Genomic DNA, 18,649 nt, shown 5'->3' with positions numbered 1-18,649 from the left:
GCCATGCCAAACGGATCAATCGCCTATGTGCGCAAAGAGGAAGCGCCCACGCTCAGCCCGCCGATCACCGAGACCGGACTGGTCGGCTGGCTCAGGGACAATCTGTTCGATTCCGTCGGCAATACCATCCTGACGATACTTGGCATTCTCTTCCTCGCATGGGCGGTGCCGCCGGTGATCAGTTGGCTGTTCATCGACGCGGTCTATGTCGGAGACAACCGCGATGCCTGTGTGGTGGAAAATGCCGGAGCCTGCTGGGCGTTCGTCCATGCCAAATTCGGCCAGTTCATGTATGGCCGCTATCCGCTGGAGGAACGCTGGCGTGTGGATCTCACCGGTGTGTTGCTGATCCTTGGTCTCGCCGCCGCGGCGATTCCGCAGGTGCCGTTCAAACGTCTGACGATGCTGTTCCTGCTGGTGGTCTTCCCGGTTCTGGGGTTCGTGCTGCTAACCGGCGGTGATGTGGATCTGTCCTGGAGCTTCTGGCTCGGCTTCGCCGGGCTTGGCGCCGTGCTGCTGGCCATCGTCTTCGTGGTCTGCCTCAATGCCGGGCTCGCGCCGCTCGGCCCGGTCCGGGACGTCGGTCTCGGTGTCCTCGCCATCGCGCTGATCCTGGCGATTGTGTCGTTCGACTTCGGCTTGCGACCGGTGGAAACCCAGCTTTGGGGCGGGTTGCTGGTGACGCTGGTGGTCGCCATCGTCGGCATCGTCGCCTCCTTCCCGATCGGCATCGTGCTGGCCCTGGGGCGCCGGTCGCATTTGCCGGTGGTGCGCCTCGTGTCGGTGATCTTCATCGAATTCTGGCGCGGGGTGCCGCTGATCACCGTGCTGTTCATGTCCTCGGTGATGCTGCCGCTGTTCCTGCCGGAGGGCGTGAATTTCGACAAGCTTCTTCGGGCGCTGATCGGCGTGGCGCTGTTCGCCTCCGCCTACATGGCCGAGGTGGTGCGCGGCGGGCTTCAGGCGATCCCCAAGGGGCAGTACGAGGCGGCGAACGCCATGGGGCTGTCCTATTGGCAGGGCATGGGGCTGATTATCCTGCCTCAGGCGCTGAAGCTGGTCATTCCCGGCATCGTCAACACCTTCATCGGTCTGTTCAAGGACACCAGCCTGGTGCTGATCATCGGTCTGTTCGATCTTCTGGGGATCGTGACCCTGAACTTCTCCGATTCCAACTGGGCGTCGCCCAACACCCCGGCCACCGGGTTCATCTTTGCCGCATTCGTCTTCTGGATTTTCTGCTTCAGCATGTCCCGCTACTCGATTTACATGGAGAAGCGGCTGCACAGGGGACACGCCCGATGAGGGCGCGTCCGCAGATCGTCCCGACGATGCACTGGCCACGATTCTGGAGCTAACGAGCCATGACGGATAACGCAGCCGCCACCCCGACGGCCAATCGGGCGAAAATGCAGATTTCTGATACCGATGTGGCAGTCGAGATCAGGGACATGAACAAGTGGTATGGGGATTTTCACGTTCTGCGCGACATCAATCTGAAGGTGATGCGCGGCGAACGGATCGTCATTTGCGGTCCCTCCGGATCGGGCAAGTCCACCATGATCCGCTGCATCAACCGGCTGGAGGAACACCAGGCCGGCACGATTGTGGTTGACGGCATTGAGCTGACCGACGACCTGAAGAAGATCGACGAGATCCGCCGCGAGGTGGGCATGTGCTTCCAGCACTTCAATCTGTTCCCGCATCTGACGATCCTGGAGAATTGCACGCTGGCGCCGATCTGGGTGCGCAAGATGCCCAAGGCGAAAGCGGAAGAGATCGCCATGCACTATCTGGAGCGGGTGAAGATCCCCGAGCAGGCGAACAAGTATCCGGGCCAGCTGTCCGGCGGTCAGCAGCAGCGCGTTGCCATCGCCCGTTCGCTCTGCATGAACCCGAAGATCATGCTGTTCGACGAGCCGACCTCGGCGCTCGATCCGGAGATGATCAAGGAAGTGCTGGATGTGATGGTGGGGCTCGCCGAAGAGGGCATGACCATGCTCTGCGTGACCCATGAGATGGGCTTTGCACGCCAGGTGGCCAACCGGGTGATCTTCATGGATGCGGGGATGATCGTGGAGGAGAACGAGCCGGAAGCCTTCTTCACCAACCCGCAGCATGAACGCACGAAGCTGTTCCTCAGCCAGATCCTGCATTAGGGCCCAGACCCATAAATGAGCTCGAAATGGTTTGAGACGGATTGCTTCTGATCAAGGAGCGGAAGCGCAGGAAATGTGGTTCATTTTCAAGACTTTCGCGACGCATGAACAGGTGCGATCCGGTCAAATCCTTCAGGACATGGAAATGGCTTCGCCCTGCATCGCCAGCGCGCTGGACCGGGCAACAAGCCCGCTGCGCACGCCCTTCCTCGCGAGGCTTTGCCATTTCCCATGCCATGCCATGTCAGCCTCATTTGTGGGTCTGGACCCTAAGCGATGCCGGACCGCTTCGGCGGTCCGGTGACAGTGATGACAAGGCCTCGTGAGGAGCAACTGCCCGGACGCCGCGTGGAGCGGAGGTCTGGGATCGGCGAGGTGCGGGGTCTCGGGTCTAGCGGATTGGAACCGCTTGCGTTTCGGCTCTCCGATCCCGGGCCGCGCCAGGGCTTGCCCGGAATGACGCCAAGAGGGATTTGCGTCCGGACGACGCCACCTCATGGGTAAGGGGTGGTCTCCTCCCGACTCCGCCCCACACTCCGCGTCCTCCCGGACGCAGCGAAGCGAAGATCCGGGATCGGAGAGCCACGGCCTCTCGGTTCCAGCCTTTTGAAAACGCAGGGCTTTCGGCTCCCCGATCAGGGCTCGGAGGATGACGCCGAAGCGCGGGATATCGCTTCTGTCACGCGCAAGATCATTGTCATCCTCAATGCACGCATGACAGACGCATTAACCGCAATGTGTTGATGACGCCGAGAGGGGCCGCCGCCCTTCATCAGCAGTCTGACCGAACAAACGGCCGTATCGGATGGAAAAAAGGGTGCGCCGGCGGCATGTGACCGCTGGCTTTGTGCGTATGTAGGGGCGTCGGTGCTATCGGGCGGTCAGCACCCGCTTGCCGCCGCGCCGTTCGCCCTGCGCCCAGAAGTAGGACTGGCGCTCTTCGGTCGGCGTGCAGTGATAGCGCTCACGGTAGCACTTGGTGAAATGCGAGGTTGAGGCGAAACCGCAGGCAATCGCCACATCGAGCACGGCCCGGCTGGTGCGGCGCAACAGGTCCCGGGCGGTTTCCAGGCGCAGCTTCAGATAATACTGGCCCGGCGTGCAGTCGAAATGCCGGCGGAACAGCCGCTCCAGTTGCCTGGGGCTGAGGTTGACCGTCATCGCCAGTTGCTGACAGGAGAGCGGGTCCTCGATATGCAGGTCCATGATGCGGATGGCATCGAGGATCTTGATGTTGGAAATGCCGGTGCGGGCCTCCAGATCGTGCCGCTGGGCGGATTCCCCGGAGCGCATGTTCTGGTAGAGCGCCACCTCGGACACTTCATGAGCCAGGTAGGCGCCATGCTGGATGGCGATCACCCGCAGCATCATGTCCAGCGCGGCCATGCCACCGGCGCAGGTGATGCAGTTGCGGTCGATAGCGAAGAGATCGCCGGACACCTCGATGTCGGGAAACTCCTCGCGGAACGAGCGCAGGTTCTCCCAGTGAATGGTGCAGCGGCGCCCCTCCAGCAGGTGATAGCGCGCCAGAACATAGGAGCCGGTACAGATTGCGCCATAGGTTCGGCCACGGGCATTAAGCTTGCGCAGCTTCGCGCCAAGCTGCTGGTCAAGTGCAATCCGTTCCACATCCACGCCGGCACAGATCAGGGTGATGTCGGCATCGTCGAGATCGGCGATCGACCCGTCGACCGACATTCTGCAGCCGTTGCTGGCCCGCACCGCGTTGCCGTCGATGGAATAGGTTGTCCAGGAATAGAAATCCTCGCCGAGCACACGATTTGCCAGCCGGATCGGCTCGATGGTCGAGGTGAAGGCAATCAGGGAAAACTGATCCAGCAAAACGAGGGCAATCTTCTGCCCCTCGTCCTGACCGGTCGGGACCGAACCATTTTGTGTCGCCATATGCTGCGTCCGCGTTCAGAGCCTCTGGAAATCTTGTATTTTTCTTGTCTTCAGTCTGAGCGCGACGAAATGGGCTGTCAAATAAAAAATTCATAAATACATGGTGCGGGTAAGTTGCATCCAAATTGTGCGCTGCAAAAATGAATTTTGATGTGTAATGAGGATGTCGCGACTTTGTTGAGCTTGTGTGTTTACCTGTTTCAATAAGAAATTGTGCCGTCCTGCAGCCGGGCGGGGCGGTTTTCAGTGGAGTTTTTCCGAAGGAATGTGCCGGTGCGGAGCGCGGGCCTCACTTGTCGATACGACGAATAAGAGCGGCAGACGCTGTGGTGTTTCGAAATAAATCTCGCCGTAAGTCTTCGATTTGACCTGAAAACGTTAAGCCGTCTTTCCAAAACGTTCTTTCAGATCGTGGAAACAAGACCTCCCCGAACTTTGCTTCCGGCGCTTCCGCTCCTTGATCAGAAGCAATCCGTCTCAAGTCATTTCGAGCTCATTTATGAGTCTGGACCCTAAGGGTTTGGCAAGTAAGGCTGGGCAAGCGTTGCGGCGTGGCGGTCCGGCAGGTCGGGTGCGGCTGAGAGGGTGGAGGCGTATCGTTTCGAGGCAGGAAGAGGGGGCTTTTGCCACGCGCACCCCGTTTGAGCGGCAGTATGTCAAGGATTTGGCGGGCAATGCGCATCCCGATGCGGTGGCGGCCTTCAACGCGACCCGCCCGGTGCGGCGCAAGTATTTCCCTGGTGCGGCGGGGCGTTATCGGCCCGGGGACCACTATGTAGTGGCGCCGGCCCGCTGGGAGAAAACCTCGGAAGGCAAGGTCTGGCTTGGTATCTTTGCCCATGAAACCGGCCATGCCATCGACCATGACGGCCGTCCGTCGGGGCAGGGGCGGTCGATCTGGATGGGGCCGGCGATCCGGCGTGACCGGATGGGGATGGTGAGCCGCTCGGAGGTGGAGCGGAGAACGTTGGCGCATGTGGATGGCGAGTGGGCGCTGGGACGATTTCCGCCCGGTGCGCGGGCCTGGTTGCTGGATGGCCTGCCCGGGCGAGCGGACGCGACCTGTTTTGCCCGGTGCTGGAGCGTCGGGCGTATGGAGCAGGCGATTGATGCCTATGCCCGGGCGCGGCTGACGCTGGCATCCCGGGCGCGCAAGGGGCCGCCGGGCGAGGACGCGCGGCTGCAGGTCTATGTCATGGCCAAGGTTAACGACTATATCGGCGCGGTGTATGACCTGGAGCGCGGCGGTGGGCATTCGCATGCCTACTATCGCCAGTTTCTGCCGCTTGGCGGGCCGGGGCTGACCATTGGTCACGCGGCGGAGGCCTTCGCCAATGCCTTCGTTGCCGATGTTCTGGAGGGAACGGAGCTTCTGTCGTTTCTGGTCCGCAGCGCCGCGCCGCACACCCATGCCGCCTATCGATTTCTGCTGCGCCGCATCGGCCTTGGGCTGTGCCTGCGCGCGTGAGTCCGGCTGGCGGCGCGGAGGGGCAAGCCGGCGCGAACGAGACAACGGCAAATTCAGCCCCGTGCAACGGTTCGAAGGACCGTGCTGAAGTGCTTCTTGCTGTCAAATTTTAAAAGGGGGAATGGTGGGCGATACTGGGATTGAACCAGTGACCTTTCCGGTGTGAACGGAACGCTCTCCCGCTGAGCTAATCGCCCGGCCGCCATCGGCTGGTGGCGGTTATCTAAACGACGCCAATTGTTTGCGCAAGGGTGATTTTGCCGGCTTGTGGAAATTCCCGGGGGATAGGGGGGCGAACGGGCTCGATTGGGGCCCCCGTCGGGGCTGGCCGGCAAGGCCTTCGGGGCGCGGTGGTGTCGGCGGGCCGTATCTGTTTTGGAGTTTGTGATCCGTAAAATATCTTGAGTTTATAAAATATGAAGCATAATTTATTGTCATGGACGATATAGACAAGAAAATCATCAGACTTCTTGGGTTGGATGCGCGGCGCGCGCTGGCCGATATCGGTGCCGCGGTCGGGCTGTCCGCGTCTGCGGTCAATGAGCGGATTCGCAGACTTGTCGGGTCGGGCGCCATTCGCCGTTTCACCGTCGATGCGGATCCGCGGGCGCTTGGTCTGCCGGTGTTGGCCTACCTTTGGGTCGCGCTTGCGCGGGATGCGGATGAAGAGGCTTTCCGGCGGATGATGGCGGAGCACCCGGCAATCGGCGAATGCCACCACGTCACCGGTGCCTGGTCGTATCTGGCCAAGGTGCGGGTCGGGTCGCTGGATGAGCTGGAGGCGCTGCTCGCCGAGATCAAGCGGCACGGATTTCTGGAACGCAGCGAAACGGTTATTGCCCTGTCCTCGGTGACCGATGGGCCGTTCTGCCCGAAGGAGGAGGGGCCATGATCGATCTTGTACTTTTCGGCAAGAGCCTGGTTCTCGGCCTTGCGATTGCCGCGCCGCTCGGGCCGATCGGCGCGCTGTGCATCAATCGCACCCTGGAGCGCGGCTTCTGGGCCGGCCTTTCCGGAGGACTGGGAACAGCGCTGGCGGATGCGGTCTACGCCAGCTTCGCGGCGGTGGGGTTTGCCGCCTTCGCGACCGCCCTTGCCGTCATCGACGCGCCGCTGCGGCTGGTCGGCGGCGCGTTCATGATCTGGCTCGGCGTCAAGGCGCTGAGCATCTCCCGCGTCGATGCGCCGGCGGTCAGGGTCGGGGCGCGGGATCTGATCGGCACGGTGGTCGCCACGTTCTTCCTGACCATCACCAACCCGATGACGATCCTGGCCTTCGCGGCGATCTTCGCCGGCCTCGGGCTTGCCGAGGCGCCGGGGGCGACCGGGGCGGCCAGTGTGGTCGGCGGGGTGTTTTTCGGGTCGCTGTTGTGGTGGGGGCTGCTCAGCGGCGGCGTTGCCATCATGCGCCATCGCGTGTCGGCCGGGTTCGCCCGTTGGAGCGGGATTGCGTCGAGCGTCGTGCTGATCGCCTTCGGCGTTTTCGCCATCGGCTCGCTGGCCGGTCCGCTGGTGGAGGTCTGGGCCGGCGGATAGGAAGCGGGGCTCAGGCGCTGGCGGCGGTCCCGGGGAGGGTACCCAGCCTCTCGACGGCGGCGTCAAGCGCGTCGAAATGGGAAATGATTGCATCCGGCGCCAGCTCCTCGACCGGAACGCTGGTGTAGCCGAAGGTGACCGCGACAACCGGGATGCCGGCGGCGCGGGCGGCGTCGATGTCAGTCTTGCTGTCGCCGACCATAATGGCGCGGGCGGGGGATCCCTCGGCGCGGGCGATGGCGCCGAGCACCGGTTCTGCATGGGGCTTGGCGCAGGAAAAGGTGTCGCTGCCGACAATGGCGTCGAAATGACCGGTCATGCCGAGGGCGGCAAGCAGCGGCCTGGCGAGATATTCCGGCTTGTTGGTGCAAATCGTGCAGCGCCAGCCCCGGGCGCGAAAGCGCTGAAGCGTGGCGATGACACCGGGAAAGGGGCGGCTGTGCACGGCGATATTTGCCAGGTAGTGGTCGAGAAACCGCGCGTAGAGGGTTTCGATCAGCTCCGGTTCCGCGGTCACGCCATTATCCGCAAGGCCGCGCTGCAGCAGCGCCCGCGCGCCCTGGCCGAACAGCGAGCCGAGGCTTTCCGGCGGCACCGGAGCGTGCCCGAGCGAGGCCAGCACCGCGTTCAGCGTCGCCGACAGATCGCCCATCGTGTCGACAAGCGTGCCGTCCAGATCGAAAACAAGCGTGGGGGCAGCGGGCATTGCGGGTCTCCGGAGGAACCTGGGCCGTAAGCTCATAAAATTGGCTGCGAATGGCGTGAAGCCGGCAGTTTTATGAGTTTGCAGCCTGGCGTGGCTACCGGGTTTCGCCGCGCGTGGCAAGTCTTGCGCCCTCCTTGGCGTGGGCGCGAAGGCTGGGGCGGGACGAGCCGGGCTCACAGCCGGTATGCCGTGCGGAAGGCGCCCCAGTGCCGGTCGGCGATCATGACCGGGGCGTCGATCTCGCGCATCCAGACGATCTCGCCATTGCCCATGTCGCGCGGATAGGTCTGGATCAGGAAGGGGCGGGTGTTGCGCGCGGCGCTGAGCCCGGCGCGATCGTCGAACATGCGCCTGTTCCGGCAATGCGCCGCGTTCCAGACCGGATCGTCCGGCCGCTGCGGCTGGGAGTAGATCCGATTATGCACCGGCAGATAGCCGTTGCGGTCGACAGCGGCGCAGAAGGACATGCCATCGCTCTGGGCACCCGCCAGGATCTCTTCCTGGATCGCCGGCAGCAGCGCTTCCAGCGCGGTAAGGGCGCGGCTCGTCACCTGCGGCGGATTGCTGCCTTCGATGGGCCGGTAGTCGGTGTCGAACAGGGCGTCGAGCGACAGGGTTCCCTCGGCAAGCGCCTGGGTTAGCGCCTCGGTGATCCGCGCCGCGCCATCCCGGGCGCGGGTGATGTAGCGCTCAAGCTCTTCGGAAATCCGCGTAAGCTTGGCCTCCAGCTTCGCCTGGAACTCCGGAGACGGCGACCGAAAGGCGCAATGCAGCCCGTTGTCGGAGCGGGCCACCAGATCGACAGCCACCGCGCCGAGCCCGGCAAGCTCCAGCTGCGCCGGGCCGGGCGTGAACCCGTCGCCCTCGCCAGGGTGTTGCGGCACCAGAAGGACGCCGCCGGCGGACAGATCGCGGGAGCCCACCGCCAGGCGCTGACCGCCGCGCGTGAGCGTGCCGGAAAGCTCCGCCGGCAGCCGGTCGTGGCGCCGCCGGTCGCCCATGGCGGTCTGCCGGATCATCATCGTCACCCGGTTGTTGAGATTGCCGCTGAGGTCCAGCATGGTGTCGGTGGCCGCGCCGGCCGCCCGTCCCGACTGGGCGGCGTTGTCGGTGGCAGCGGCGATGGTGCCGACCTTCTCGGTGACCGCGCGCACGAAGGAGGCGGTCTGCCGCGCCGTCTCGCTGACATCCCTGGAGGTCTGCAACTGCTGGCTGACCGCCTCGGCGACGGCGGAAAAGCTGGGGCGGATCTCGCCGATCACGCCGATGATGCGGTCGACGGCAACGATGCTGCCTTCGGCGGATTGCTGCAGCCGGGCAATGTTGGCGACGATCTCGTCGGTGGCCGTCTGGGTTTCCACCGACAGCGCCTTGACCTCACTGGCGACCACGGCGAAGCCCTTGCCCGCCTCGCCGGCACGGGCGGCCTCGATGGTGGCGTTGAGAGCCAGCAGGTTGGTCTGCTTCGCCACGTCGGAAATAAGCCGCACCACATGGGCAATGTCGTCAATGGCGGTCTTCAGCTCCTGGATGCCGGCATTGGCGGTGTCGGCGACCTGCCGGGCTTCATCGGCCAGCTCGCTGGAATGGCGGACCTGATCGTCGATCTCGCCGCTGGCCGCGGCCAGACTTTCGATCGCTTCGGACAGATGTCGCGCGGTGCGGTCAGCCTGCTCGGTTTCGCCGCGCAGGGTTTCGGAATCGCCGCGAATGCCGGAGAGCACCTCAAGCTGTTCGTCGACCCGCTGGCGCAGTTGCTGCGCGCCCGAGCCGATGCCGGCCGCCGCGCTTCGCAGGTCCGCTTCGATCATGTCGAGCGTCAGTGCGGTCTGACGATCCCGCACGTCACCTTGCGGTGCATCGGTGCTATTACCATCGGGAAGGGGCGGGATTTCCTCCGAATTCGCGATCTCCGTGGAGATGTCTGTTTTTTTGGAGCGTATTGCTGAAAAAATTCGCATTGAAAGTTCTCCGGATGCGGAAACTTCCCCAAGGGATGAGATTTTAAATTTTGTGAATTCTGCACGCGGTCTCTTAAATTGATGGTTAACGAAACAGAATGAGCCTGCGTCAGGTTGTTCTTTGGTTGCAAAGGCACGCATGTGGAGCGGCGGTGCGTCGGCCAGCTTCCCTTTGCGCCGCTGCCGTCCCATGCTAAACCCGCGCTCGCTGGCGCTTCACGCGCATCGATATTTGGAAAGAACGGACTTGATGAGCGAAGATCTGAAGCGACTGGCTGCGGAAGCGGCGCTAGGCGAGGTGCAATCCGGCATGCGGCTGGGGATCGGCACCGGTTCCACGGCGGAGCATTTTGTGCGCGGTCTCGGCGCGCGGGTGCGCGGCGGCCTCGATGTGGTCGGCGTTCCGACCTCCGAACGCACGGCCGCGCTCGCCCGGGAAGAGGGAATCCGGCTGGAGACCCTGGAAAACTGTCCGGAACTGGACCTGACTGTCGATGGCGCCGACGAGCTGGATGCCAGGCTGACCCTGATCAAGGGCGGCGGCGGCGCCTTGCTGCGCGAGAAGATCGTTGCCACCGCCTCCACGCGTATGGTGGTGATCGCCGATGCGGGCAAGCGGGTGTCGTGCCTTGGTGCCTTTGCCCTGCCGATCGAGGTTGTTCCCTTCGGCCTGCGCGCGACGCGCCATTCCATCGAAAGCGCGCTGGCCGCGCTCGGCTATTCGGCGGTGCCGGCACTGCGCGGTGGCACCGAGCCGTTCGTGACCGATGGTCAGCATCACATTTTTGACGTGGAACTGGGGCAGATACACGACCCTGTCGCGGTGTCGGAAGCCCTTTTGAGGATCCCCGGTGTCGTCGATCATGGCCTGTTCATCGGCATTGCCGATGCCGCCTATGTCGCCGGACCCGATGGCGTGGACCGCCTGACCCCGGCCGCCGGATAAAACCGGGCTGGCCGGGTAAGCCAACCCCCTGCCGATGCCCTTTGCCAATGGAGTTTTTAATGATCCGTATCGCTCGCAAGACCCTGCTGGTCGCCGCTTCGGCGCTGTTCATGGGCGCCGCTCTGCCGCTGCAGGCGCAGGAGACGATTCCCGAGGACCATCTTGCCGCAGCCCGCGAGACCGTGTTCGCATCCAATGCGATCCGCGCCTTCGACAACGTGCTGCCGCTGATGGCCGAGCGCACCCGCACCCTGTTCATCCAGCGCGATCCGGCCAACACGGCGATGATCGACGAGATCGTCAACGAGGTGGCGCTGTCGCTTGCGTCGCGTCGTCCGGAGCTGAACAAAGTGGTGTTCGAGGTCTGGGCTCGTCGCTTCTCCATCGAGGAGCTGAACCAGCTCACCGCCTTCTACAAGTCGCCGCTCGGCCAGAAGTATTCCCGCGTCGAGCCGGAGCTTCGGGCGCTGTCGATCGGTGCGGCCAAGCAGTGGGGCGATGCGATTTCCACGGAAATGGTGACCTTGGTGCGCGAAGAGCTGACCAAGCGTCAGGCGGCGAAGACCGAGTAATCGGTCGAACGCCCCTGCGGGGATGCTGCTCGCGCACTGGAGATACGCTGAATGACCGATTTCGATTATGATCTTTTCGTCATTGGCGGCGGATCGGGCGGCGTTCGCGCCGCGCGTATCGCCGCTGGCTATGGGGCACGGGTTGGCATCGCCGAGGAGTATCGCTACGGCGGCACCTGTGTCATCCGTGGCTGTGTTCCCAAGAAACTTTTTGTCTATGCCTCCAAGTTCTCCGAGGAGTTCGAGGACGCGGCCGGTTTCGGCTGGCAGGTCGGCGAGCGGCAGTTCAACTGGGAAAAGCTGATCGATGCCAAGGACCGCGAGATCGCGCGTCTGGAGGGCGTTTATCGTCGCAATCTGGAGCGGGCCGGCGTGGAGCTGTTCGACAGCCGCGCCGTGCTGGAGGATGAGCACACGGTGCATATCCTCTCCGACGATCGGCGGATCCGTGCCAAGACGATCCTGATCGCGGTCGGCGCGACCCCCAATGTCGATGCCGGTCTTCCCGGCGGCGAGCACGTGATCACCTCCAATGAGGCGTTCCATCTTGCTGATTTTCCGAAGCGGGTGGTGGTGGCCGGCGGCGGCTATATCGCCGTCGAGTTCGCCGGCATCTTCAACGGTCTCGGAGCCGAAACCACGCTGCTTTATCGCGGCGAGGAGATCCTGCGCGGCTTCGACGGCGATCTGCGCAAGATGTTGCACGAGGAGATGGAGCGCAAGGGCATCCGCGTGATCTGCGGCGACACCTTCGCCTCCATCGAAAAGGGACCGGATGGGCTGATCGGCCAGACGCACGGGGGGGAAACCCTCGCCGCTGATCGGATCATGTTCGCGATCGGCCGCCGGCCGAACACCTCCGGCCTCGGCCTGGAGGCGGCCGGCGTGGCCGTGTCCGCGTCCGGCGCCATCGAGGTGGACGAGAATTCGCGCACCAATGTGCCCTCGATCTATGCGGTCGGAGACGTGACGGACCGGGTGAACCTGACGCCGGTGGCGATCCGTGAGGGCCATGCCTTCGCCGACACGGTGTTTGGTGGCAAGCCCTGGAGCACGGATCATGACATGATCCCCACCGCCGTGTTCTCGCAGCCGGAAATTGGCACCGTCGGTCTCACCCAGGAAGAGGCGGTGGCCCGTTACGGCGCCGTCGATGTCTACCGCGCCGCCTTCCGGCCGATGAAGCACACCCTGTCCGGCCGTGAAGAAAAGATGCTGATGAAGATGCTGGTGGAGCCGGACAGCGACCGGGTGCTTGGGGTTCATGTGCTCGGTGCCGATGCGGGCGAACTGTCCCAGGTGCTGGGCGTTGCCTTGCGCATGGGGGCGACCAAGGCCGATTTCGACAGCACCATGGCGGTGCACCCGACAGCGGCGGAAGAGCTGGTGACCATGCGCGAGCCGAGCGAACGTATCCGCGCCTGAGGTCGGCGCTCCGATCGGCAAGCCCGGGCCTTCCGGGCGCCAACGAAATGCCTTCGCGGGCGGGTGCTGCGGTGCCCGCCCGTTTTTGTTTGTCGCCCGTCTGCCGGTCAGTGCGGCTCTGCGGCGAAGCGGGACGATGACGGGGGGGCGGGGAAAAGAAATACGCCCACCGGTGGGTCGGGGCCGTCAGGGGTGGAGTTGACGGGACGGGACCGATCCGGTGGGCGCCGGGAGTTTTTATATGTCCGCGATCATTTGTCGATGGGGCATCGCGGTTTTGTCCGGAACGTGGTGGTGTCGGGCTGACCTTCCTCGACCATGTTCGTTCCGGCTTGCTCTATACAAACCAAAAAGCGTGCCAACCGGGTTGTGCGCGTGCCATTCTGCAAAATGCTGTGAAAGCTGATGAAATCTCCCAAAGCTTGACGATGGCCTCCGGGAATCTGCGCGAAATGGCCTTGTCACTTTTGCGAATTGCAACGCAGCCGTCCAAAGCTGCAAATGCTTGAAAATTATCGGTAAAATATTTACGTCTTTCGGCTGCTACGTGGCGGCCGCCAATGCAAGGTGACCGTTTCGGTCTAGACCCTAGCCCTCGACGATGAGCGCATCCATCGGAACGTCGTGCCATTGCGGGTAGATGGTCGGCAGGCGGCTGATTTCGTAGCCCACCCCAATGATCTTCGGTGTGTGCGGCATGGCGCGCAGGGTCCGGTCGTAGAACCCGCCGCCATAGCCGAGCCGGTAGCCCGCAGCGTCGAAGCCGACCAGTGGCGCGACGAGCACATCCGGGGCGACAATGGCCCCTTCGGTGGGAATGGGAATGTTCCACACGCCTTTTTCCAGCGGGTCGCCGGGTTGCCAGAGGCGGAACTCCAGCGGCTGGCCCTTGGCGGTGACGACCGGAAGGGCGGTCCGGGCGCCGTGGGCAACGAGGGTCTTGATCCAGGGGCGAAGGTCCGGTTCGCCCCGGAATGGCCAGTAGAGGCCGATTGTGTGTCCTGCAAGCGGATGGAGCGCCGCGTCGAGGCGGTGGGCGATCCGCTCGGAGATCTGCTGGCGCGTCTCCGCTGTCAGGGCGAGGCGCTCGGCAATCAGGCGTTCGCGGGTGGCCTTGCGCCAGCGGGAGAGATCCCGCGAGATCTGCGGACCCTCTGTCGCCATCACCGGGCGTCCGTCCGGGCCCAGCTCATGCATGAAGCAGGGCGGTGAGGCGTAGGTGCCGGGGGGGTCGCTGTCATCTGCCGCCGTCATGTCCTGCTCCCGATCCACTGCTGGTCCGGCAAGGATGACACGGGAGGGCGGTCTGATGAAAGGGGAGGTGCGCACAGCGGCGCTGAAGCGCAAGGCCGGGACCGCCGGGCCAAAAGGCCCGGCTGATGCATTGGCAACGATGGTCCGGAAATCTTCGGCAGCACGTCCGGTCGAACAACAAGTGCCGACCAGAGGAAGATGGTACGCCCAACGGGACTCGAACCCGTGTTTCCGCCGTGAAAGGGCGGCGTCCTAGACCGCTAGACGATGGGCGCCCGCTGCCGATGTGCGCGGTTTATAGGGGGCTTTTTTCTTCCCGGCAAGAGGGGATCTGCAACGTCATCCACAGTTTCGCATTTTGGTGTTGATAGTTCTGCCGGGGAGGGCGGAAGAACCGCAGTTTTCCGCCCATTTTTCCGGTTACCAGCTTCCGGTGTTTTCCATCGAGGCCCAGGGTTCGCGGGGCGCCAGCGCCTCGCCCTTCTGCAAAAGCTCGATCGAGATGTTGTCGGGAGAGCGAACAAAGGCCATGTGGCCGTCGCGCGGCGGGCGGTTGATCGTCACCCCGGCCTTCTGCAGCTTCTCGCAGGTGGCGTAGATATCCTCCACCTCATAGGCGAGATGGCCGAAATTGCGCCCGCCGGTGTATTCCTCCGGGTCCCAGTTGTAGGTGAGTTCAAGGGCGGGCGCCTGTCCCTTGCGCACCGCGTCCAGATCTCCCGGTGCGGCGAGGAAGATCAGGGTGAAGCGGCCCTTTTCATTGTCAATGCGGCGCGCTTCCTCCAGTCCGAACGCGTCGCAGTAAAACTTCAGCGATTCGTCGATGTCGCGGACGCGAACCATAGTGTGCAAGTAACGCATGAAAGCCTCGTTGTTGGCGATGGGTCGGCAACAGCATATGGCGCAGAGGCCGGACATCAATGGGCGGCCGGTGTTTTTCTGGCAGAAGCACGCCGCCTCGGGCGCTCCAAAGCGCGGCGGCTTGGCGAATCGGCGCTTTCACCGCACACTGAGATGGACTTGCCGACAGTGAATTCGAAGAATTATCTGGTCCGGCAACGCGGCAGTGTTATCCTTCAGGTGTGGAATCGTTGTATTGCGGTGTCCGCGCAAGAGGATCCAGCTTACGGCGTATCAGGGGCATGGACGAATGAAGGACTTGATGGCAAAGGCAGCGGCGACGCGACACGATACGGGATCGGAGGAACCCGGTGTCGATCTGCTGGAGGTTGCCGGCTCGATCAAGTGGTTCGATGTGGCCAAGGGCTACGGGTTCATCGTCCCCGACGAGGACCTCGGCGATATCCTGCTGCATGTCACCTGCCTGCGCCGCGATGGCTATCGCACCGCCTACGAGGGCGCGCGGATCGTCTGCGAAGTGGTGCCGGGCACGCGCGGCCTGCAAGCCTTCCGCATCCTGTCGATGGACGAATCGACCGCCATCCACCCCTCCCAGATGCCGCCATCGCGCACCCATGTGCAGGTGACGCCCGAAGGCGGCTACGTTCGCGCCACGGTGAAGTGGTTCAACCGCATCAAGGGCTTCGGTTTCGTCACCGAGGGCGAGGGCACGGAAGACATTTTCGTGCACATGGAAACCCTGCGACGCTACGGCATCACCGAGCTGCGCCCCGGGCAGACGGTGCTCGTGCGCTTCGGCCAGGGCCCCAAGGGGCGAATGGCCGCGGAAATCCGCCCTGACGGTGAAGGCGTGCATATTCCCGCCTCCCATTGAGGGCACAGGCGCCCGCCGGCCTCGCATTGTCTAGGAAACTTGCACGGCGCATCATTCGCCGTCACCTTGACGGGAGACTGCTTGTCGCTATGCCGGAGGGCCGGTGAAGTTGCGGCGGGCGCAGCTTTCAGGATATGGCTGACCGTGACCATGGACATCTCGTTTCCCGGATTTCGCAGACCCGCTCGCCTGTCTGCCGACGGCAGGGCCGCGGCGCTGCGTGCGGCCCTTCGCAAGCTGGTTCTTGGCGGCGCGCTGCTGATCCTTTCCTGGGGCGCACCCGCAAGCACCGAAGCCGGCGAGACCGCTGCCCTGCGGCGCGAGCCGCTGCTGGTGGTCTCCCAGACCGGCCGTCATCGCTTCGAGGTGGAGATCGCGGACACACCGGCGGCCCGCGCCACCGGGCTGATGCATCGTACCGCGCTGGCGGACGATCAGGGGATGCTGTTCGACTTCAAGAAGGAGAAGGAGGTTTTCTTCTGGATGAAGAACACGCTGATCCCGCTTGATATGTTGTTTGTCGAGGCCTCCGGCCGGATCGCCCATATCGCCCGGGAGGCGACGCCGCTGTCCGAAGAGCTGGTGCCCTCGCGGGCCGAGGTGCGCTTCGTGCTTGAGGTCAAGGGCGGCCTGGCCGCGCGGCTCGGCATCGCGCCGGGCGACGTGTTGCAGTCCGACACCATCAATGCGGCGGCGGACTGAGCCCTTCGCGGACGGGCCTTCACGCGAAGGTGATGACCTCGCCGTCTTCCTTGGTGAACCGGCGAAGCGCCCCTGGCGGCAACAGCTCCAGAACCGTTTCGGAGGGGCGGCACAGCCGCGTGCCGCGCGGTGTCTCGACGATTGGCCGGTTGATCAAGAGCGGATGAGCGACCATGGCATCGATCAACTGGTCGTCAGTCAGGCTGGGGTCGTCCAGCCCCAGCGCGTCATAGGGCGTTCCCTTCTGACGCAGGAGCTGGCGCGGCGGGATAGCCATGGCCGCCAGCAGCGCAACGAGCCGCTCCCGGCTTGGCGGTGTCTTCAGGTATTCGATCACCTCGGGCCTTTCTCCGGCCGCGCGCAGCATGGCCAGGGTGTTGCGCGAGGTGCCGCAGTCCGGGTTGTGGTAGATGGTGACGGACATGGGGATTGTCTCCGTTGCGGGTGGCGGCGATCAGGCGAACCAGTGGCGGGTGCGGTTGGCGAAGGCGACCAGCGACAACATCACCGGCACTTCCACCAGAACGCCGACAACGGTGGCCAGCGCCGCGCCGGAGTGGAGGCCGAACAGGCTGATGGCCACCGCCACCGCCAGTTCGAAGAAATTCGAGGTGCCGATCAGCGCGCACGGGGCGGCGATGTTGAAGGGGATCTTCCAGGCCCGTGCGGCGGCATAAGCCAAAAGGAAGATGCCGTAGGACTGGAGCAATAGCGGCACGGCAATCATGGCGATCAGCAGCGGATCGCGCAGGATCACCTCGCCCTGAAAGCCGAACAGCAGAACCACGGTGGCCAGCAGCCCGAGGATCGAGACCGGCTTCAGCCGCGCGGTGAAACGGGCAACCGCCTCTTCTGCGCCCTCACCGTTGCCGGCGGCACGGGTCAGGTGCTTGCGGGTGAGCGCGCCGGCAGCCAGTGGAATGGCCACATAGAGCCCGGTGGCGAGCAGCAGCGTATCCCACGGCACGGCAATATCGGTCACCCCCAGCAGTAGGGCGACGATCGGCGCGAAGGCGAAGATCATGATGACGTCATTGGCCGAGACCTGAACCAGCGTGTAGGCCGGATCGCCGCGCGTAAGCTGGCTCCAGACGAACACCATGGCGGTGCAGGGCGCCGCGCCGAGCAGGATCAGGCCGGCGATATAGCTTTGCGCATCCGCCGGAGCGATCCAGCCGGCGAACACATGCTCGAAGAACAGCACCCCGAGCGCGGCCATGGTGAAGGGCTTGATCAGCCAGTTGACGACAAGGGTCAGCACCAGCCCCTTGGGCCGGTCGCCGATGTGCCGCAGGCTGGCGAAATCGACATTGACCATCATCGGGAACACCATCGCCCAGATCAGCCCGGCAACGACGAGATTGACCGAGGCATATTCAAGGCTCGCCAGAAAGGCGAAGGCCGAGGGCGCGAACGCACCGAGCAAAAGCCCGGCGGCAATGCACAGCGCCACCCAGACGGAGAGCCATTTTTCGAAAAAGCCAATGCCGCCGGCGGGAAGGGCGGAGGCATCGGGAAGCGGCGCTGCTGCGGCGAGATTGTCGGTCATGAGAAGGGTCCGGTTGGGAAGCGACGATGTGAGCGATGCGCGGGAAGGAAGGCACGCGCGAAAGAGGATGGAAAGCGCGGTCAGGAGGCGGGCTTGGGCGTGCCGTCGCACACCACCGCATCGATCACGGGGCGGCACATTTCCGGCGCGCCATTGCAGCAATCCTCCATCAGGAAGGCGAGCAGATCGCGAAAGCCGGTCATGTCGGCGAAATAGCGCACCGACCGGCCTTCGCGCTCCGGGCGGATCAGCCCGGCCTGGGTGAGGATCTTCAGATGCGCCGAGGCGGTGTTTTGTACCGCGCCGAGCCGCAGGGCGATTTCACCGGCGGGAAGGCCGTCCTCGCCCGCCCGCACCAGAAGGCGAAACACCTCAAGCCGGGTTTCCTGACCAAGTGCCGCCAGGGCGGCGAGAGCCGATTGCGTGTCCATTTATCCGTAAATCCAGATATGACGATTGATCTGGATGTAACACCATGACCGCAGCGGCGCAAACCCTTTGTGGCCTGGCGAGGGCGCGGGGAGGGCGATCAGATACCGCAGGCCTGCCGGAACGCCGCGCGCGCCTTGGCCGTGCCTTCCATCGGCGCGGAGAAGACCGTGGTTCTCTTGGCGGTGGTGAGCTCGATATGGCCGCCGGCGGAAAACTCCCTGAGCACAACCCCGGTGGCGGTGACCTGCTCCCCTGAGATGTTCCCGATTTTGGGTTAGCCTGTTCCTCAACGAAGGAGA

18 protein-coding genes and 2 tRNA genes are annotated in these 18,649 nt (G+C 63.9%); 10 read left to right on the top strand and 10 right to left on the bottom strand.

Annotated elements, in window-relative coordinates; translation table 11 throughout:
• The first annotated feature begins 3 nt into the window (after window positions 1–3).
• Window positions 4–1,305 (top strand): amino acid ABC transporter permease, encoded by a 1,302-nt coding sequence (locus IEV83_RS10880; protein ID WP_181759218.1) that lies wholly within the window; start codon window positions 4–6, stop codon window positions 1,303–1,305.
• A gap of 59 nt (window positions 1,306–1,364) precedes the next feature.
• Window positions 1,365–2,159 (top strand): amino acid ABC transporter ATP-binding protein, encoded by a 795-nt coding sequence (locus IEV83_RS10875; protein WP_280513995.1) that lies wholly within the window; start codon window positions 1,365–1,367, stop codon window positions 2,157–2,159.
• Between the two features lie 870 nt (window positions 2,160–3,029).
• On the opposite strand, the gene IEV83_RS10870 is transcribed toward IEV83_RS10875, so the two are convergent.
• On the bottom strand, window positions 3,030–4,064 hold the full coding sequence (locus IEV83_RS10870; protein ID WP_181759219.1) for a GlxA family transcriptional regulator: 1,035 nt from the start codon (window positions 4,062–4,064) through the stop codon (window positions 3,030–3,032).
• A gap of 664 nt (window positions 4,065–4,728) precedes the next feature.
• Here IEV83_RS10870 and IEV83_RS10865 point away from each other — a divergent pair.
• On the top strand, window positions 4,729–5,532 hold the full coding sequence (locus tag IEV83_RS10865; protein WP_181759220.1) for a hypothetical protein: 804 nt from the start codon (window positions 4,729–4,731) through the stop codon (window positions 5,530–5,532).
• 122 nt (window positions 5,533–5,654) lie between these two features.
• Here IEV83_RS10865 and IEV83_RS10860 read toward each other — a convergent pair.
• Window positions 5,655–5,729: transfer RNA gene (locus IEV83_RS10860), tRNA-Val, on the bottom strand.
• 239 nt (window positions 5,730–5,968) lie between these two features.
• Here IEV83_RS10860 and IEV83_RS10855 point away from each other — a divergent pair.
• Both IEV83_RS10855 and IEV83_RS10850 read left to right on the top strand, forming a co-directional pair.
• Window positions 5,969–6,424 carry an Lrp/AsnC family transcriptional regulator gene (locus tag IEV83_RS10855; RefSeq protein ID WP_181759221.1) on the top strand — a complete coding sequence of 152 codons (456 nt, stop codon included), beginning with the start codon at window positions 5,969–5,971 and terminating at the stop codon, window positions 6,422–6,424.
• Window positions 6,421–7,068 carry a LysE family translocator gene (locus IEV83_RS10850; RefSeq protein WP_209003300.1) on the top strand — a complete coding sequence of 216 codons (648 nt, stop codon included), beginning with the start codon at window positions 6,421–6,423 and terminating at the stop codon, window positions 7,066–7,068. The genes IEV83_RS10855 and IEV83_RS10850 overlap by 4 nt, the downstream gene beginning before the upstream one ends.
• A gap of 10 nt (window positions 7,069–7,078) precedes the next feature.
• On the opposite strand, the gene gph is transcribed toward IEV83_RS10850, so the two are convergent.
• Both gph and IEV83_RS10840 read right to left on the bottom strand, forming a co-directional pair.
• Complete coding sequence (gene gph / locus IEV83_RS10845; RefSeq protein ID WP_181759222.1) at window positions 7,079–7,774, bottom strand: phosphoglycolate phosphatase; 696 nt, start codon at window positions 7,772–7,774, stop codon at window positions 7,079–7,081.
• Between the two features lie 173 nt (window positions 7,775–7,947).
• On the bottom strand, window positions 7,948–9,618 hold the full coding sequence (locus IEV83_RS10840) for a methyl-accepting chemotaxis protein (RefSeq protein WP_181759223.1): 1,671 nt from the start codon (window positions 9,616–9,618) through the stop codon (window positions 7,948–7,950).
• 367 nt (window positions 9,619–9,985) lie between these two features.
• On the opposite strand from IEV83_RS10840, the gene rpiA reads away from it, so the two are divergent.
• From rpiA to gor, 3 genes are read left to right on the top strand one after another with little or no spacing between them, the layout of a single operon-like run.
• Window positions 9,986–10,681 carry a ribose-5-phosphate isomerase RpiA gene (gene rpiA, locus IEV83_RS10835; RefSeq protein WP_181759224.1) on the top strand — a complete coding sequence of 232 codons (696 nt, stop codon included), beginning with the start codon at window positions 9,986–9,988 and terminating at the stop codon, window positions 10,679–10,681.
• 59 nt (window positions 10,682–10,740) lie between these two features.
• Window positions 10,741–11,253: a DUF2059 domain-containing protein gene (locus tag IEV83_RS10830; protein WP_181759225.1), complete on the top strand. Its 513-nt coding sequence runs from the start codon at window positions 10,741–10,743 to the stop codon at window positions 11,251–11,253.
• Between the two features lie 51 nt (window positions 11,254–11,304).
• Window positions 11,305–12,678, top strand: a complete 1,374-nt coding sequence (gene gor / locus IEV83_RS10825) for a glutathione-disulfide reductase (protein WP_181759226.1) — start codon at window positions 11,305–11,307, stop codon at window positions 12,676–12,678.
• 588 nt (window positions 12,679–13,266) lie between these two features.
• Here the strand turns inward: gor and IEV83_RS10820 are convergent.
• From IEV83_RS10820 to IEV83_RS10810, 3 genes are all read right to left on the bottom strand, one after another.
• On the bottom strand, window positions 13,267–13,932 hold the full coding sequence (locus IEV83_RS10820) for a 5-formyltetrahydrofolate cyclo-ligase (protein ID WP_181759227.1): 666 nt from the start codon (window positions 13,930–13,932) through the stop codon (window positions 13,267–13,269).
• A 199-nt stretch (window positions 13,933–14,131) separates the two neighbouring features.
• Window positions 14,132–14,207: transfer RNA gene (locus IEV83_RS10815), tRNA-Glu, on the bottom strand.
• A 145-nt stretch (window positions 14,208–14,352) separates the two neighbouring features.
• Entirely contained in the window at window positions 14,353–14,793 is a 441-nt protein-coding gene (locus IEV83_RS10810) for a VOC family protein (RefSeq protein WP_181759228.1), read from the bottom strand.
• A gap of 289 nt (window positions 14,794–15,082) precedes the next feature.
• Here IEV83_RS10810 and IEV83_RS10805 point away from each other — a divergent pair, with 289 nt between their 5' ends.
• On the top strand, window positions 15,083–15,667 hold the full coding sequence (locus tag IEV83_RS10805; protein WP_371873438.1) for a cold-shock protein: 585 nt from the start codon (window positions 15,083–15,085) through the stop codon (window positions 15,665–15,667).
• Window positions 15,668–15,817: 150 nt separating this feature from the next.
• The gene (locus tag IEV83_RS10800; protein ID WP_181759260.1) at window positions 15,818–16,369 is read left to right on the top strand and encodes a DUF192 domain-containing protein; all 552 of its coding nucleotides are present in this window, start codon (window positions 15,818–15,820) and stop codon (window positions 16,367–16,369) included.
• Window positions 16,370–16,388: 19 nt separating this feature from the next.
• Here the strand turns inward: IEV83_RS10800 and arsC are convergent, their stop codons facing one another.
• The 3 genes from arsC to IEV83_RS10785 form a co-directional block, all read right to left on the bottom strand.
• A complete protein-coding gene (gene arsC / locus IEV83_RS10795) occupies window positions 16,389–16,793 on the bottom strand; it encodes an arsenate reductase (glutaredoxin) (protein WP_181759229.1) in 405 nt (134 codons plus the stop codon).
• A 30-nt stretch (window positions 16,794–16,823) separates the two neighbouring features.
• Complete coding sequence (gene arsB, locus IEV83_RS10790) at window positions 16,824–17,918, bottom strand: ACR3 family arsenite efflux transporter (protein WP_181759230.1); 1,095 nt, start codon at window positions 17,916–17,918, stop codon at window positions 16,824–16,826.
• 80 nt (window positions 17,919–17,998) lie between these two features.
• Entirely contained in the window at window positions 17,999–18,349 is a 351-nt protein-coding gene (locus tag IEV83_RS10785; protein ID WP_181759231.1) for an ArsR/SmtB family transcription factor, read from the bottom strand.
• Window positions 18,350–18,649 lie beyond the last annotated feature (300 nt).

The sequence above is a fragment of the Stappia taiwanensis genome, from assembly GCF_014635285.1.
Classification (GTDB): Bacteria; Pseudomonadota; Alphaproteobacteria; order Rhizobiales; family Stappiaceae; genus Stappia; species Stappia taiwanensis.
This window is presented reverse-complemented; position numbering and strand designations above follow the sequence as displayed.